Genomic DNA, 15,268 nt, shown 5'->3' on the forward strand with positions numbered 1-15,268 from the left:
TAAAAAATGAAGGATATTCTCTATTTATTTTTATAAGAAAAAAGATTCGTCTATTTAAGGCGAATCTCGTATATTTTATTTGCTAAAGTAGCAAACTCTTCTATTGTTAGAGTTTCACCTCTTCTAGTTGGATTAATACCCGCATCTTCAAAAGCCTTTTCTTGTAGTTCCTTAGATAATCCTATAGCTTTCATACTATTCCATAGGGTTTTTCTTCTCATATTAAAAGATTGCCTTATTATATTAAAGAAAAGTTTTTCATCCTTCACTTCAACTCTAGGTTTATCTAATTTATCTAGTCTAATAACTATAGAATCTACTTTAGGAGATGGAATAAAGCAACTTGGAGGTACACTCCTAATAATTTTTGTATCACAATAATACTTTGCAAGTAGAGTAAATGCTCCGTATTCTTTAGTACTTGGTTCTCCGTTAATTCGTTCTGCAACTTCCTTTTGAATCATAATGGTTATAGATTTTATATCTAATTTATTATTTAAAAGATTTGCTATTATAGGTGTTGTTACATAATATGGTAAATTAGCTACTACCTTTACACTTTTTTCTTCACCTATTAGTTCTCTATAATTTACCCTTAAAGCATCTTTATTTATTAAACTAAAATTCTCATAACTAGATAATTCTGATTCTAAGATAGGTATTAATCTAGAATCTAGCTCTATACTAGTAACTCTTTTAGCCCTTTTAAGTAACTCCTTAGTTAAAGTTCCAACACCTGGACCTATCTCTATTACGTAGTCATTCTCAGTTATATTTGCACCCTCTACAATATCCTCAAGTACTGTGTAATCAGTTAAAAAATTTTGTCCTAAACTTTTAGTAAACTTAAAATTATATTTTTCAACTAGTTCTTTTGTATTTAATTTATCCATACTAAATCTCCTTATCTACCTTCTTCATAGCTTCTACAAATTCATCCTTAGATATACCATAATTATTTAATCTAGTTAGTAGCTGATTTGTATTACTATACCCTATTCCTAATTCTCTTCCAATAGCATCTCTTCTTTTTTTAGCATCTTTATCTGCTGTTAATCTAAAATAGTGCATATCTTGTATAGTAAACTCGTGTCTAGGATCTTTTAATTCACACTTTGCTCCATTTAAAGCCTTGATAATAGTTTCTGGTGAAGCATTTTCAACTCCTATATTATCACCTTTTCTTCCTTCGCTTTGAGTTATATAAGCATGTTTAATATTAGGAATTCTTTTAGCTATAATTCTTCTTATTTTTTCTCCAGCAAAATCAGGGTCTGTTAAAACTATTACCCCTTGTCTCTTATTAGCCTCTTTTATTCTTTCAATAACTCTACTATTTATACCAAATCCACTAACTGATATTACTTCAGCATCAACAGCTCTTTTTACAGCTGTTACATCATCTCGTCCCTCTACTACTATTACTTCCTTAATCATAAAAGCCTCCATCATGCATTATTCTATATAAAATATTATGTAACTTTTATATATAATTTATCCGATGACTAGCTGCTCTAATACCCCCATTTTCTTCAAAGTGGGAGTAAAGAACAGCTACGTCTCTGGATAACGACTTCTAAAGCTTCGAAGAAGCTAAGAACTCTGTTTATATATATTTCTTTGTATTTTAAAATTTCTCAATGTAATTATATCATAGCATATTTAATTTTAGGCATCTGAAAATAAAAAAATAGGAGCCTATGCTCCTATTTTAAAATATAAACGTTAACCTGTCTTCTTCCCCAGTTAACAGCTTCATCATAGCTATTAACATACACATCAACCTTATTACCTACTATGGCTCCCCCTGTATCTTCTGCAATGGCAAGTCCATATCCTTCGATATAAAGCTTTGTTCCTAATGGAATTACTCTTGGATCTACAGCTACAGTGCTGTATCCATTTGGATTACGTTTAACAGTTGTACCTGTTGCTGTTATAGTACCTGAATCTCCCCTATCGGAAGTATAGGCAGTTGATACACAAGATATCATACTTGAATATGCAAAGTCTTTTACATCGCCACCACGTGATGGTCTTACAACAGCTAAGGTTCCTATATCTATTATCTTATTTATAGGATTCTTACTAACAACCTCTTTTACAACTCTTCTATTAACCTCTTTACCATTCTCATACACAACCTCTGTTGTGATAGTTCTCTTACCCTTAGAACCTTTTTGAACTACTTTTTCTACTCCTTGGTTAAGTTCAGAGTTTTTCCTTGTTTCAGTTTCAAAAGCTATTGGTTGAACTTCTTTTAAAAGTTTCTTCTTTACTCTTGTAACTTCAACAGTCATACCTGCTTGTAAATTTTCATCCATAGATGGAACTATCTTGTCCTCTTGACTTATTTTAATATTCTCAGCTTCTAACATATCTTCTACTGTCTTCTCTGCTGATGCTATTGATAAGTTTTTTCCATCTACCACTACTTCTACATCTACTGCCTTATTAATATAAATTATGTCACCATCATTAACTTCGCTGTCTAGTTCCACAGAAACTTTATCCTTCTGAGCAACTGTTATGCCGTTGTTCTCTAGTATAGTATTTAAATTTTTTGATAATGTAGTTATTTCTACTTTTTGACCATCAACTACTACTTCAACGGTATTCCTTAACCCCCAAATAGTAACTGCAGCACTTAATAGAATTAATACAACAACGAACACCGTCTTTGGCCAAATTGAAAAATTACTTTTCAATTTATCTTTGAATTTAATCATCATAAAGATTACCTCCCTCAGACAAGAGTACTTTGCTATTATATATTAGATACCGTAGTTATGTCAAATTTAGCACTCTAATCATTGAATTGACTGAACTTAATGCATACTATGCATAATAAAATAATAATTAAAATAATAGCTTTTTTGTGTTTTAGTTTCAGTCTTTCCGGGGTGATAAGTACAGGTTTATACTATACATATGCAAAAATAAGTTCATTTATTCTTTATATACATTTGACTTAAAAACTAATGAAATTTATATATATAATTTCATATATCTTAACTACACTTTCAAATTTATATTTCAAATTATACATCACTAATTTAAATTAAACAAGCTTTTTGTGTTAAATATTGTAATTTCTTCAATTTGCTCTCTGCTTGTACCTTTAATATTAGCTATTTCTTCTATAATAAACTTTATATAATTAGATTGATTTCTCTTTCCTCTATTTGGTGTTGGTGCCATATATGGGCAGTCGGTTTCTACCAGCAACCTATCTAGGGGCAATTCCTTTACCACTTCTTTTATAACCTTAGAATTTTTAAAAGTAACTACCCCAGTAACTCCTATATAATATCCTAATTTTAAACATTCCTTAGAAAATTCTACACTTCCTGAAAAGCAGTGAACTACACCTACTACATCAGGAAATTCCTTTAATATTTCTAGGGTATCTCCATGGGCATCTCTATCATGAATTATGACAGGCAAATTAAATTCTTTAGCTATAGCCATTTGCTCTCTAAAAACTTTCTTTTGTACTTCTCTTGAAGGATTTTCTTCCCAATAGTAGTCTAGTCCTATTTCCCCTATTGCAACTATCTTCTTATCCTTAGCTAGGATACGTATTCTCTCTTTAACTTTATCCTTAAATTCATCAGCATTCTCTGGATGAATTCCTGCCGCAGCATGAATGAAATCATAGTCTTCAGCTAACTTTACAGACATTTCAAGCCCCTTCAAGCTAGAACCACAATTTATTACTCCTATAACCTCTTTATCTTTTATCTCCTTTAAAATAACATCTCTATCATCTTTAAATTGTTCATCATCATAATGAGCATGTGAATCAAATATCATATTATCCCCACTTTCCTAAGTTAAGTTTTTATCAATTCAATATTTATCATTTAATTTATCATATATGGTAAAATAATCTTTGTCTATAGCTAAAATTCACTAATAAATATATAAGCTAGTAAGGTATTTAGATTTTATCCAATATATGTGAATTTATTCATGATAGCAAGGGGGTAAATTTTATACTGTGTTATAATTATATAGTAATATTTAAGGGGGTAATCTTATGATTTTTGATAGCCACGTACATACATGTTTTTCAACTGACTCTAATATGAGGCTGACTGATGCTATTAATACAGCAGGTAAACACAACATAGGTTTAGTTATTACAGACCATATGGATTTAAATTATCCTAAGGAAGCTGGATTTCGTTTTAATGTAGGTGATTATTTTAAAGAATACGGAAAATACAGAAGTGATAATCTATTATTAGGTATAGAGGTTGGAATGTCTCTAGATTATAAAGAAGATAATGAAAATCTTATAAATTCTTATGACTTTGATCAGGTTATAGGTTCTCAGCATACAATAAGCAATATTGATATTGGATACTCGGATATTTACGAAGGCTTACCCTATAGAGAAGTTCTAATTAAGTACTTTCAAGAGATTTATGACTGTATAAAAACTCATCCTTACATAGATACTTTAGGACATATAGATTATATATCCAGATATGCACCTGTAAGTGATAGTGAGATTTATTATGATAAATATAATGATTTAATAGATAGTGTTATAAAAACTTGTATTGATACTAATACTGCTATGGAAATAAATACTCGTAGAATAAAAAGCAATGTAACCTTTGATAATCTTAGAAAAATCTATAGTAGATATAGAGAATTAGGAGGGATGTATGTAACTATTGGTTCTGATTCACATAATCCTTCTGCTATTAATAACAATTTTAAAGAAGCTCTTTTATTATGCCATCTATGCAATGTTAAGCCAATATATTTTAAAAATAGAAAGCCTGAATTTTTCTAAATACTCAGGCTTTCTATTTTTTATTCTATAACTTCTCCCTTAACTTTCACCCTTCCTCCATCTGGACATGAAAGCTGAAACATCTTTCTACGTTCATCTCCAAAATCTAAATCTCCTCCATTAAGTAAAGTGTATACACTTGGATAAATATTTTGCCACAATTCATGACAAATTGGAGGACAAATATCTTCCACTTCATATATATATCCCTTTTTATGATATCCACACCTACACTTACTTTCTAAAATAGTTATTCTTACCTTTCCCATATAATTCTCCTTAATAGTATATAATTACCTCTAATTATACAATAAAAAAAGCTACATCCATAGGATGTAACTTTTTTTTATTAACGTACTATTGAACCTGATTCTATGTCACCTGGATCTACTACACATAGTTTTGAATCATCATCTGTAGCTGCAGAAAGAATCATACCTTGAGATATTTCACCTCTTAAAGTTACAGGCTTAAGGTTTGCAACTAAAACTACGTTCTTTCCAATTAACTCTTCTGGCTTGCAGTGCATTGCAATACCTGATATAACTTGACGAATCTCTCCACCCATATCTACCTTAAATTTTAAAAGCTTTTTAGCTTTCTTAACTGGCTCACATTCTAAAACTTTAACTACTCTAAGGTCAATTTTTTCAAAATCATCTATAGTTATTTCTTCTTTTATTGGAGTTATTTCTCTTTTTTGTGCAGCTTTTTTAGCTGCTTCAGCGATTTCTTCAAGTTCTTTTATTTTAGCTTCTACATCTATTCTTGGGAATATTACAGCTCCCTTATTAACATTAGTTCCTGCAACAGTACCATCAAAAGAAGTCAAACTTTCCCATGTAGCATTAGAAATGTTTAATTGTTCATTTATTTTAGCACTTGTTGTTGGTAAAAATGCTGAAGTTAAAGAAGATATTATTCTTAAACTTTCACATAAGTTATAAAGAACTGTAGCCAATCTTCCTTTCAAGTTTTCATCCTTACCTAATATCCAAGGAGTTGTCTCATCGATGTACTTATTGGTTCTTCTAATTAATGTCCATATATGATCTAGCGCATCAGAAACTCTTAAATTCTCTATTTCAGCTTCAACCTTCTTAGGTACTTCTAATGCAACGGAAATTAACTCTTCATCGATAGCCTCCTTAACATCTGGAGCTGGAATTACTCCTCCAAAGTATTTCTCTACCATAGTTACAGTTCTTGAAACTAAATTTCCAAGGTCATTAGCTAAATCTGAATTAGTTTTCTTTATGAATATTTCATTGTTGAAAAGTCCATCAGAACCAAATGGTATTTCATGTAGTAAGTAATATCTTACAGCATCTACTCCAAAGTGATCTACAAGTATCACTGGGTCTACTACATTTCCTTTAGATTTAGACATTTTACCACCATCAACTAAAAGCCATCCATGACCAAATATTTGTTTTGGTAACTCTAATCCTAATGCCATTAACATAATTGGCCAATATATAGTATGGAATCTTAATATATCTTTTCCTATTAGATGTACATCTGCTGGCCAGAACTTCTTATAAAGCTCTGTGTTTTCTTGGTTATAACCTAATGCAGTTATATAGTTTGAAAGAGCATCTATCCAAACATAAATTACATGACCATTATCAAACTCAACTGGTATTCCCCAATCAAAAGATGTTCTTGATACACATAAATCTTGTAATCCTGGTTTTAAGAAGTTATTTACCATTTCATTTTTTCTTGATTCTGGCTGTATAAAGTCTGGATGAGATTCTATATACTTTAAAAGTCTATCTGCATATTTAGACATTTTGAAAAAATATGCTTCTTCTTTTGCCTTTTCTACTGGTCTACCACAATCTGGACACTTTCCATCTACTGCTTGAGTCTCTGTCCAGAAAGCTTCACAAGGTGTACAATACCAACCTTCATAAGAGCCTTTATATATATCTCCTTGTTCATATAGCTGATTGAATATTTTTTGTACAGAGCTTTTATGATAATCATCAGTAGTCCTAATAAATTTATCATAACTAATGTCCATAAGCTTCCAAAGATCTTTAATTCCAGATACTATTTCATCTATGTATTCTATTGGTTTAACTCCCTTGTCTTCAGCTATTCTTTGAAGTTTTTGACCATGTTCATCTGTTCCTGTTAAAAACATCACTTCATGACCTGTAAATCTTTTAAATCTCGCTATAGCATCAGCTGCCACAGTTGTATAAGTATTTCCTATATGAAGATTTGCTGATGGGTAGTATATTGGTGTAGTAATATAAAATGGTTTCTTTGTCATATTTCTTCCTCCTAAAATTATTGTATTTTTATTATGTTTTTTGGCTTTAAGTCTAAAAAAAATCTCCATGCAGAAATATTTCTACATAGAGACGTTATATACGTGTTACCACTCTAATTTATATCTACTTCACAGTAGATACCTCAATAAGTAACTCAGCCTTAGCCTTTATTACTTTGTCCTATAAGGGGGACTTCCCTATTTCCCTTGGTGACTACACTTCAGAAAATCTGCTCCAAGACCATGTTCCTAAACTTCTTTTTCGCTAGTTTTCACCTATTCTAGCTCTCTTTAGAAAATTTCATTTAGTACTCTTCTTTTCTTCGCATTAAATATCAATATTAATTAATATGATAATACTATAATTATTTTATGTCAACGGTATAATTAATATATTATGTTTATTAATATATTATTAAATAGTAGCAATATAATTATTCATAACTTCCCTTTATACAGATGTTTAATCACATCTTAAAAGGGTAGAACAGTCCTAAAATCCGCATAACCACAACAAATAGTTAACTATATAACTATTTACATAGGTGTATATTTATATAGTTATTTATTCATTTTTATGAGTTTTTATACTTTACTTATTTTTATTTATATTACATCTATTTTTTTTGGCAAATATGAATTATCATTATATATGTGCCATAATTTTCTTACGTTATTATTAGGCAATTAAAAGGGAATTTTTTAAAAGGAGGTAGTTATATGGAATTATTAAAAAAGAACCTTTATTTAAATAAATCTACAGTAAAGGATGTACTTAAACTATCCTTACCAGCTGTAATAGAAATGTTATTATATACAATGATATGGACTGTTGATACTATGCTTATAGGTCAATATGGAGGAGATATTGCTGTTAGTACTGTAGGAATGTCTAGTGAAGTTATTTATACCTTTACTAATATTTTAGTTGCTCAAAGCTTATCTGTTGGAATTACTTCAATTGTAGCAAGAAGATATGGTGCTAAAGAATTAGATAAGGCTAATGAATACGCAACCTTAGGATTTTCTTTAGGGTTCCTAGTAAGTATGGCTACTACACTATTTATATTCTTATTTAGTAAAAAATTATTAATTTTAGCTGGTGCTGAGCCAAGCATAATAGGATTAGGTACAACTTATATAAACATTGTATGTATTGGCTTGCCCTTTAATATGTTATCTAGTATGTTAAATGCTGTTAATAGATCCTATGGAAATACTAAAACTCCAATGATTGTTTCTATTGTTATGCTTGTAGTTAACCTTTCATTAGATACTATATTAATATTTGGTTTACTTGGTTTTCCAGAACTTGGAGTTAAAGGTGCCGCTATTGCTACAACTATAGCTAATATATCAGGATTTATTTATTCAGCTATATATACCTATAAAAAATCCCTAATAAAAATTGAATTTAAATACTTAATGAAATTTAGCGGTGCTAGAATAAAAAATATTACTGCTTTATCTATACCTGCTGGAATGCAAGAAGCTGCCTATAGCTTAGCTAGACTTTTCACAAGCATGATGATTATGCATCTTGGTACCGTCGCCTTTGCTGCCAACCAAATCACTTTAACCTTAGAATCTATTTCTTTTATGCCTGGATGGGGATTTGCTGTTGCTGCTACAACTCTAGTTGGAAATAAAGTTGGTGAAGGTGACTATAAAAAAGCCAGGGAATATGGTCGTACTGCTATGATTTTAGGGATAGGTGTAATGTGTATATTCACATTACTATTTTTACTATTTCCAGTACAGCTTATTAAAATGTTTATAGATAGTAGTAATACTGAAGTTATTTCTCTTGGGGCAGCTTGTTTAATGATAGCTGCTGCAGAACAACCTGCCATGGCACTATCAATGGTTGTAGGTGGAATTTTTAAAGGTTATGGTGATACTAAAACTCCATTTGCTATAGCCTTCATAACCTCTTGGTTTATAAGACTTCCACTAGTGTTTATATTCATTTATTTACTAGGCACATCAATAACTGTGTTCTGGATTATATGTCTAATTCAATGGTCTGTAGACGGACTTCTGCTATATATATTCTATGTAAAAAAACTAAAACCTATAAATAGTCATATAACAAAGCTAGACTAAAATATTGATATCTATATATTAAAAACTGCCTAATAAAGTATGCTAATGTTCTTTATTAGGCAGTTTCATTTACTGTTATTTCCCAACTTTCAGTTTTCTTTATTTCATTAACATTACAGCTAAATTAACAGCTAATAGTACGGCACAAAAATCAACTATTAGAGCTACCCATAAACTGTGTCTTACCTTCTTTATACCAACAGCTCCAAAATACACAGTAATAGTATAAAATATAGTTTCTGTACCACCCATTATTATGGATGATAAAAACCCTAAGAAAGAATCTGGCCCGTAGCTTTTTACTATATCTGTGAAAACTCCAATTGCTCCACTACCTGACAGCGGTTTTATAAATATTAATGGAACGATTTCTGGAGGTATACCTACCACGTTAACAGCGGGCTTTATCAAGTTTATAACATAATCCATAGCCCCCGAAGCCCTAAAGCAATTTACTGCTATAAGCATAGCTAAAAGATAAGGAAAAATCCTTACACATACATTTATACCTTCCTTAGCTCCTTCTACAAAACATTCATATACTTTTACCTTAGCAATAATGCCATATAGTACTACAGCACCTATAATTATTGGAATTATTCCCTTTAATAAATAATCAAATATATTTCCCACAGCATATCCCTCCTTTAAAAATATCTTTGTAAAAACTTACATAAAATAATTCCAAGTATAGATGCAAAAGTTGTAGTAAATAGTGCTGGTAGAATTATTGAACCTGGATTTCCAGAATTAAATGCAGCTCTAATAGAAACAACTGTAGTTGGTACAAACTGAATACAGGCTGCATTTAACACTAGAAATAGTACCATATCGTTGCTTGCCACATCTTTATGCCCATTTATTCTATCCATTTCCTCCATAGCTCTTATACCAAAGGGGGTTGCTGCATTAGATAGTCCAAACATATTAGCTGTAAGATTCATAACTATAGCTCCTAAAGCCTTATCATCTTTTCCTGCTTCTTTAAAGATTTTTCTAAGTATAGGTTTTAACAATCTTGCTAATTTGTCTGTAAGTCCACTTCTCTCTGCAATTTTCATCACCCCACACCAAAGACACATCATTCCTAATAGCTCTATAATAAGCTTAACTGTATCTGATGTAGTTGATACTATGGTTTTAGATAAGAGCTCTCCATCTCCTGTAAGTACGCCAAAAGCTATACCTATAAATAAAATTCCGAACCATATTACATTTATCATACAAACTCTCCCATATCTTTAATAAATTAAAATATATTTATATGTAATGTATATGTTCTTCCTTTAAATAATATTTAACTTTTTATTTTATAGAAAATTCTATCCTCTATTTTATCATGCATAAAAACTGTCAGTTTAGGGAAAACTACTAAAAATCATATTAGGAGGTATATTATGGATTTAAATGAAATAATAGAAATGAAAAATCAAAATCCTGGAGCTACTGGTTATTATAACAATAGAGAGTTATTCATTAGAAAAATTTATGATAATTCTGGTCTTGTAGAAGTTATTGATTTAGTTAATGGAGAAGTATACTCCCTTCATAGTAGCAAAATTGATAAGTCTTATACTAACTCCTATAATTCATTTCAATAAATTTATAGTTGAATTTAAATCTTCTCAATGATAACATTTAATGTATAGATTAAATAAATAACTAAAGGAGATTTTTTATGAATGAAACTAATTTAAAGCAAGCACAAAAAGAGATTGATGAAGCACTTTCTACTATTGAAAAATTAGAAGAAAATATTAAATTTAATTCTGTATCTGAGGACATGATAAAAGAAAACTTTATTTCTCTTGCTAAAAAAGTCCAAGAGATTGAATCTGTTCTTAAAAATGAAGGTATCTTATAATTAAATATTTACATAATAAAAACCTGTGTTTACACAGGTTTTTTATGTTTATTAATATCTTTTAGCAATTTCATATAATAATCTTGACCCTACTCCTGTTGCGCCCTTTGAGAAATATTCTCTATTTGGTGTCTGTGATGTAAAAGCTGTAGCTGCAATATCAAGATGTAACCATGGCTTATCTTCTACAAATTCACCAATAAATAATCCTGCTGTAATTGCTCCTGCACCTACAGGGCCAGTTGAGTTAACTAAGTCTGCATTACCAGTTTTTATTTTTTCTTTATATTCATCAAAGGTTGGGAATCTCCAAACTCTTTCATCACAATGTAAAGAAGCTTGCTCTAAAAGTGAGTAGAATTCATCATCATTAGTTACAACTCCTGTAGCGGCACTTCCTATAGCACCACCTACAGCACCAGTAAGAGTAGCAATATCAACTACCTTAGTTACATTTTCTTTTCTTATTATATACGTAACTGCATCTACTAAAGTTAATCTGCCCTCAGCATCTGTATTTATAATTTCTATGGTTTTACCATTCATAGTATTAATTATATCTCCAGGTCTATATGCATCTCCTGAAATTAAATTCTCACAAGCAGCCACTACAGCTACAATATTTTTCTTTAATCCCTTTCTTGCTATGGTAGACATGGCACCGATAACAGCACCTGCTCCCCCCATATCACTCTTCATAGTCCACATACTTCCTGCAGTTTTTAGGCAATATCCTCCTGCATCAAAGGTTAATCCTTTACCTACAAGCCCTAATATATTTTCTTTATTATCAGTATCACCCATATACCTCATTACAATTAGCTTAGGTTCATTTGAAGAACCTTTACCAACGGATAAAAATGATTCCATACCAAAGTTTTTAATTTCTTCTTTATTATATACTTCAACTTGGAATCCATGATCAAGACCTAATTGTTGAACTTTTTTAGATAATGCCTCCGGAGTTAAAATATTAGCAGGCTCATTTACAAGCTCTCTTGAAATTAAATTTCCTTCTGCAAGTAGTCTTCCTTCTTCTACAGCTTCATTTAATTTAGCTAAATCTTGGTCCTCATGAAATATAATTCTTACTTCTTCTAATAGTACTTCTTTTTTATCACTTTTATATTTATCAAAATTATAAGTGGTCATTATAATGGACTCAGTAATAGCTTTAACTTTTTCATAATTACAACAACAATCCATAGATTTCACATGTAAATCTAAAGTTTTTATTTTTTGTTTGATTACTTCCTTGATTAACTTAGAAGTATTATTTCTAACATTATCTACTTTACACTTAGCTTTTTCACCAAGACCTACAAGTATAGTTTTTTGTATATACCCATCTTCTATATTAGTTAGTGTATATAAATCTCCTTTTTTGCCAGTGAACTCTCTACTTTCACTTAAGCAACTAAGGATACTAGCTAATTTGTCACATGAGAATCCTTGTTGTAATTCCATATAACTTTCAAATAAAAATATACCTTTGGAATTATTATGTGATTGAACATTTTTTAAGTTCTCAACTTTTATATTCATTTAAATCACCTATCCTTTCAAAACTGAATATACATTCTATACTTAAATAGTTTCTATACTTATTTTCTAAATCCTTCTATAATCTTCTATTTTTCTTCTTTGTATCCATCATACTGTGGCTGAGTAAACCCTCTTCCAACTACTTCTCTTACATCATTTATTATTATAAAAGCTTCAGTATCTACTTCTTTTACAATTCTTTGAAGCTCAATTAATTCTTCTGTAGAGCATACAATATACAATATATCTTTACTTTTTCCAGTATATACACCCTTACCATTTATACTTGTTATTCCTCTATTTAAGTGCTTCATTAATTCTTGTGCTATTTCACCAGACTTTTCTGAGATTATATGTACTTCTTTAGAGTAATTTACACCCTCTACTAAGGTATTTACTACTTTAGAAACTATAAAGATAGATATCAATGCATACATAGCCTTTTCTACGCCAAAAACAAATAAACCTACTACTATTATCATTCCATCTATGCACATCATTATTTGATTTATAGGTATTTTCTTTAAATAATGTTTTATAATTATTGCAAGTAAATCTGTACCTCCTGTTGATGCAGATGATCTTAATACTAATCCAACTCCAGTTCCTACAAAAAGGCCTCCAAATACACTTGATATTAATAAGTCCGATTGAACCGGTGGTATAAAACTAGTATACCAAAGGGCAATAGATACAAAAGCTGCTCCAAATATAGATTTTTTTGCAAAATCCATCCCTTTTATTTTTATTCCTACTATAAATAGTGGTATATTTACAATTACATTAGTTAACCATAGTGGAATGCTAAATACATAATCTAATATAATAGCTAAACCTGATACTCCTCCCGTAACTAAATGTTGTGGTGAATAGTATACGTTTATTCCTATAGCCAGTATTGTTATACCAACCATTATCATTAGATAATTTTTAAGTTCACTTTTGTTTAAAAACTCCTTCATTTTGCCCTCCCGTTTACTTTATGTTATACTATATTATTTATGTTACACTAGTTTTATAGCATAGAATCATACATGTTGCAAACACTAATTTCAATTATACTTTTATTATTATAATAATTATATAGTTTTTAGAGTTTTTTATATGTATTTTTTATATGTTATGCTAAAATTTAATTATTATATTATAATAAGGAGTTTTTATGAGTAATTATACTGTTTTTTTAAATATTATAAACCTTATATTTGTTGTAAATATTGCTTTTGCTATAATTGTAATTATATTTGAAAAGAGAAATACTAGTAATACTTGGACATGGCTTATGATAATGCTATTTATACCATTTATTGGTTTTATAATGTATTTATTCTTTGGTCAAAATCTTCGTCGCAAAAAATTCTTTGTTCTAAAAAAGGAAGAAGAATCTGTTCTTATGCAATTCTCTGAAGAGCAAAAGCGTCTTCTCAGCGACAAAGCTATAGTTAATAATAACTCTCTATTAAAAGAATATCATGATGTAATAAATTTAAATCTATATAGTGATAATTTTATTGTTACTAATAATAATAAAGTAGATATTCTTAATAATGGAAATGAAAAATTTCCTATCATGATAGATTGTATAAAGAATGCTAAAAATTTTATTCATATTCAGTACTATATATTTAATGATGATAACCTAGGTACTGAAATACTTAATCTTTTAGTGGAGAAAGCAAGGGAAGGTATTGAAGTTAAACTTCTTTACGATGGTATGGGTTGCATTCATAATAAAAAGCATTTTTTTGATCCACTGGTAAAGGCCGGTGGAGAAGTGTATTGCTTCTTTCCACCTTTTATACCTTACATAAATGTGAGGATAAACTATAGAAATCATAGAAAAATATGTGTTGTAGATGGAGAACATGGTTTTGTTGGAGGTTTAAACGTAGGAGATGAATATTTAGGACTATCTAAGAAATTTGGCTTTTGGAGAGATACTCATCTTCACCTTCAAGGTGACTCTGTAAATTATTTAGAAGTAAGATTTTTAATGGATTGGCGTTTTGCAAGCAAAAAAGACTTTTTTATGGAAGAAAAGTATTTTTCTAGAAAACAATATATAGATAATACAGCTGTTCAAATAATTTCTAGTGGTCCAGATTCAGAGTGGTGTAGTATAAGAAATACTTACCTTAAACTAATAAACAAAGCTGAAAACTCTATTTATATCGAAACTCCATACTTCATTCCAGATGAAAGTATCTTAACAGCTCTTAAAATAGCATGCCTATCTGGTGTAGATGTTAAAATTATAATACCTTGTAAACCAGATCATCCATTTATTTATTGGGCATCTAAGTCTTATATTTGGGAACTTGTAGAATGTGGTGCCAAATGCTACACCTACGACAATGGATTCATCCATAGCAAAATGGTATCCGTAGATGGGAAAATGTGTACTATAGGAACTGCTAATATGGATATTCGTAGTTTTAATCTAAACTTTGAAGTTAATGCCATAATATATGGTACAAGAACTACCTCTGTAGTTGATAAAGCTTTTGAAGCAGATATATTGCAAAGCACTTTACTTACTCCTGAACATTATTCTAATAGATCTCTAATAATTAAATTCAAGGAAGCTATATCTAGATTACTATCTCCTATTCTATAAATAGCATTTTAGTTACTCTATAGATAACTTTATTGATTATAA

15 protein-coding genes and 1 other annotated feature are annotated in these 15,268 nt (G+C 29.9%); of the genes, 5 read left to right on the forward strand and 10 right to left on the reverse strand.

Annotated features, from left to right (window positions below):
* Positions 1 to 50: 50 nt before the first annotated feature.
* The 4 genes from rsmA to B3630_RS07510 all read right to left on the reverse strand — a co-directional run bounded on the left by rsmA (position 51) and on the right by B3630_RS07510 (position 3,816).
* Positions 51 to 893: a 16S rRNA (adenine(1518)-N(6)/adenine(1519)-N(6))-dimethyltransferase RsmA gene (rsmA, locus tag B3630_RS07495; RefSeq protein ID WP_346896881.1), complete on the reverse strand. Its 843-nt coding sequence runs from the start codon at positions 891 to 893 to the stop codon at positions 51 to 53.
* A 1-nt stretch (position 894) separates the two neighbouring features.
* On the reverse strand, positions 895 to 1,437 hold the full coding sequence (gene rnmV / locus B3630_RS07500) for a ribonuclease M5 (protein ID WP_346869230.1): 543 nt from the start codon (positions 1,435 to 1,437) through the stop codon (positions 895 to 897).
* A gap of 269 nt (positions 1,438 to 1,706) precedes the next feature.
* The gene (locus tag B3630_RS07505; RefSeq protein ID WP_346896883.1) at positions 1,707 to 2,732 is read right to left on the reverse strand and encodes a 3D domain-containing protein; all 1,026 of its coding nucleotides are present in this window, start codon (positions 2,730 to 2,732) and stop codon (positions 1,707 to 1,709) included.
* A gap of 319 nt (positions 2,733 to 3,051) precedes the next feature.
* Positions 3,052 to 3,816, reverse strand: a complete 765-nt coding sequence (locus tag B3630_RS07510) for a TatD family hydrolase (protein WP_346896885.1) — start codon at positions 3,814 to 3,816, stop codon at positions 3,052 to 3,054.
* A gap of 226 nt (positions 3,817 to 4,042) precedes the next feature.
* On the opposite strand from B3630_RS07510, the gene B3630_RS07515 reads away from it, so the two are divergent.
* Positions 4,043 to 4,810, forward strand: a complete 768-nt coding sequence (locus B3630_RS07515; RefSeq protein ID WP_346896888.1) for a histidinol phosphate phosphatase — start codon at positions 4,043 to 4,045, stop codon at positions 4,808 to 4,810.
* Between the two features lie 20 nt (positions 4,811 to 4,830).
* On the opposite strand, the gene B3630_RS07520 is transcribed toward B3630_RS07515, so the two are convergent.
* Entirely contained in the window at positions 4,831 to 5,079 is a 249-nt protein-coding gene (locus tag B3630_RS07520) for a TIGR04076 family protein (protein WP_346896890.1), read from the reverse strand.
* Between the two features lie 80 nt (positions 5,080 to 5,159).
* The gene (gene metG / locus B3630_RS07525; RefSeq protein WP_346896892.1) at positions 5,160 to 7,094 is read right to left on the reverse strand and encodes a methionine--tRNA ligase; all 1,935 of its coding nucleotides are present in this window, start codon (positions 7,092 to 7,094) and stop codon (positions 5,160 to 5,162) included.
* An 84-nt stretch (positions 7,095 to 7,178) separates the two neighbouring features.
* Positions 7,179 to 7,427: a binding site (T-box leader), on the reverse strand.
* A 387-nt stretch (positions 7,428 to 7,814) separates the two neighbouring features.
* On the opposite strand from metG, the gene B3630_RS07530 reads away from it, so the two are divergent.
* Positions 7,815 to 9,200, forward strand: a complete 1,386-nt coding sequence (locus B3630_RS07530) for an MATE family efflux transporter (protein ID WP_346896894.1) — start codon at positions 7,815 to 7,817, stop codon at positions 9,198 to 9,200.
* A gap of 99 nt (positions 9,201 to 9,299) precedes the next feature.
* Here the strand turns inward: B3630_RS07530 and B3630_RS07535 are convergent, their stop codons facing one another.
* Together B3630_RS07535 and B3630_RS07540 are read right to left on the reverse strand one after the other, a co-directional pair.
* A complete protein-coding gene (locus tag B3630_RS07535; RefSeq protein ID WP_346871208.1) occupies positions 9,300 to 9,833 on the reverse strand; it encodes a spore maturation protein in 534 nt (177 codons plus the stop codon).
* Between the two features lie 14 nt (positions 9,834 to 9,847).
* Entirely contained in the window at positions 9,848 to 10,423 is a 576-nt protein-coding gene (locus tag B3630_RS07540; protein WP_346896896.1) for a nucleoside recognition domain-containing protein, read from the reverse strand.
* Positions 10,424 to 10,597: 174 nt separating this feature from the next.
* On the opposite strand from B3630_RS07540, the gene B3630_RS07545 reads away from it, so the two are divergent.
* Positions 10,598 to 10,801 carry a hypothetical protein gene (locus B3630_RS07545; RefSeq protein ID WP_346896898.1) on the forward strand — a complete coding sequence of 68 codons (204 nt, stop codon included), beginning with the start codon at positions 10,598 to 10,600 and terminating at the stop codon, positions 10,799 to 10,801.
* Positions 10,802 to 10,878: 77 nt separating this feature from the next.
* Positions 10,879 to 11,064 (forward strand): hypothetical protein, encoded by a 186-nt coding sequence (locus B3630_RS07550; protein WP_035130839.1) that lies wholly within the window; start codon positions 10,879 to 10,881, stop codon positions 11,062 to 11,064.
* Between the two features lie 51 nt (positions 11,065 to 11,115).
* On the opposite strand, the gene B3630_RS07555 is transcribed toward B3630_RS07550, so the two are convergent.
* Both B3630_RS07555 and B3630_RS07560 read right to left on the reverse strand, forming a co-directional pair.
* A complete protein-coding gene (locus B3630_RS07555; protein ID WP_346896900.1) occupies positions 11,116 to 12,609 on the reverse strand; it encodes a leucyl aminopeptidase in 1,494 nt (497 codons plus the stop codon).
* A gap of 86 nt (positions 12,610 to 12,695) precedes the next feature.
* Positions 12,696 to 13,571: a YitT family protein gene (locus B3630_RS07560; RefSeq protein ID WP_346896902.1), complete on the reverse strand. Its 876-nt coding sequence runs from the start codon at positions 13,569 to 13,571 to the stop codon at positions 12,696 to 12,698.
* Between the two features lie 200 nt (positions 13,572 to 13,771).
* Here B3630_RS07560 and cls point away from each other — a divergent pair, with 200 nt between their 5' ends.
* Positions 13,772 to 15,226, forward strand: coding sequence for a cardiolipin synthase (gene cls, locus B3630_RS07565; RefSeq protein WP_346896904.1), 1,455 nt, complete (start codon positions 13,772 to 13,774; stop codon positions 15,224 to 15,226).
* Positions 15,227 to 15,268: the final 42 nt, after the last annotated feature.

It is taken from the genome of Clostridium sp. UBA7503, from assembly GCF_002477055.1.
In the GTDB taxonomy this organism is placed as follows: Bacteria; Bacillota; Clostridia; order Clostridiales; family Clostridiaceae; genus Clostridium_J; species Clostridium_J sulfidigenes.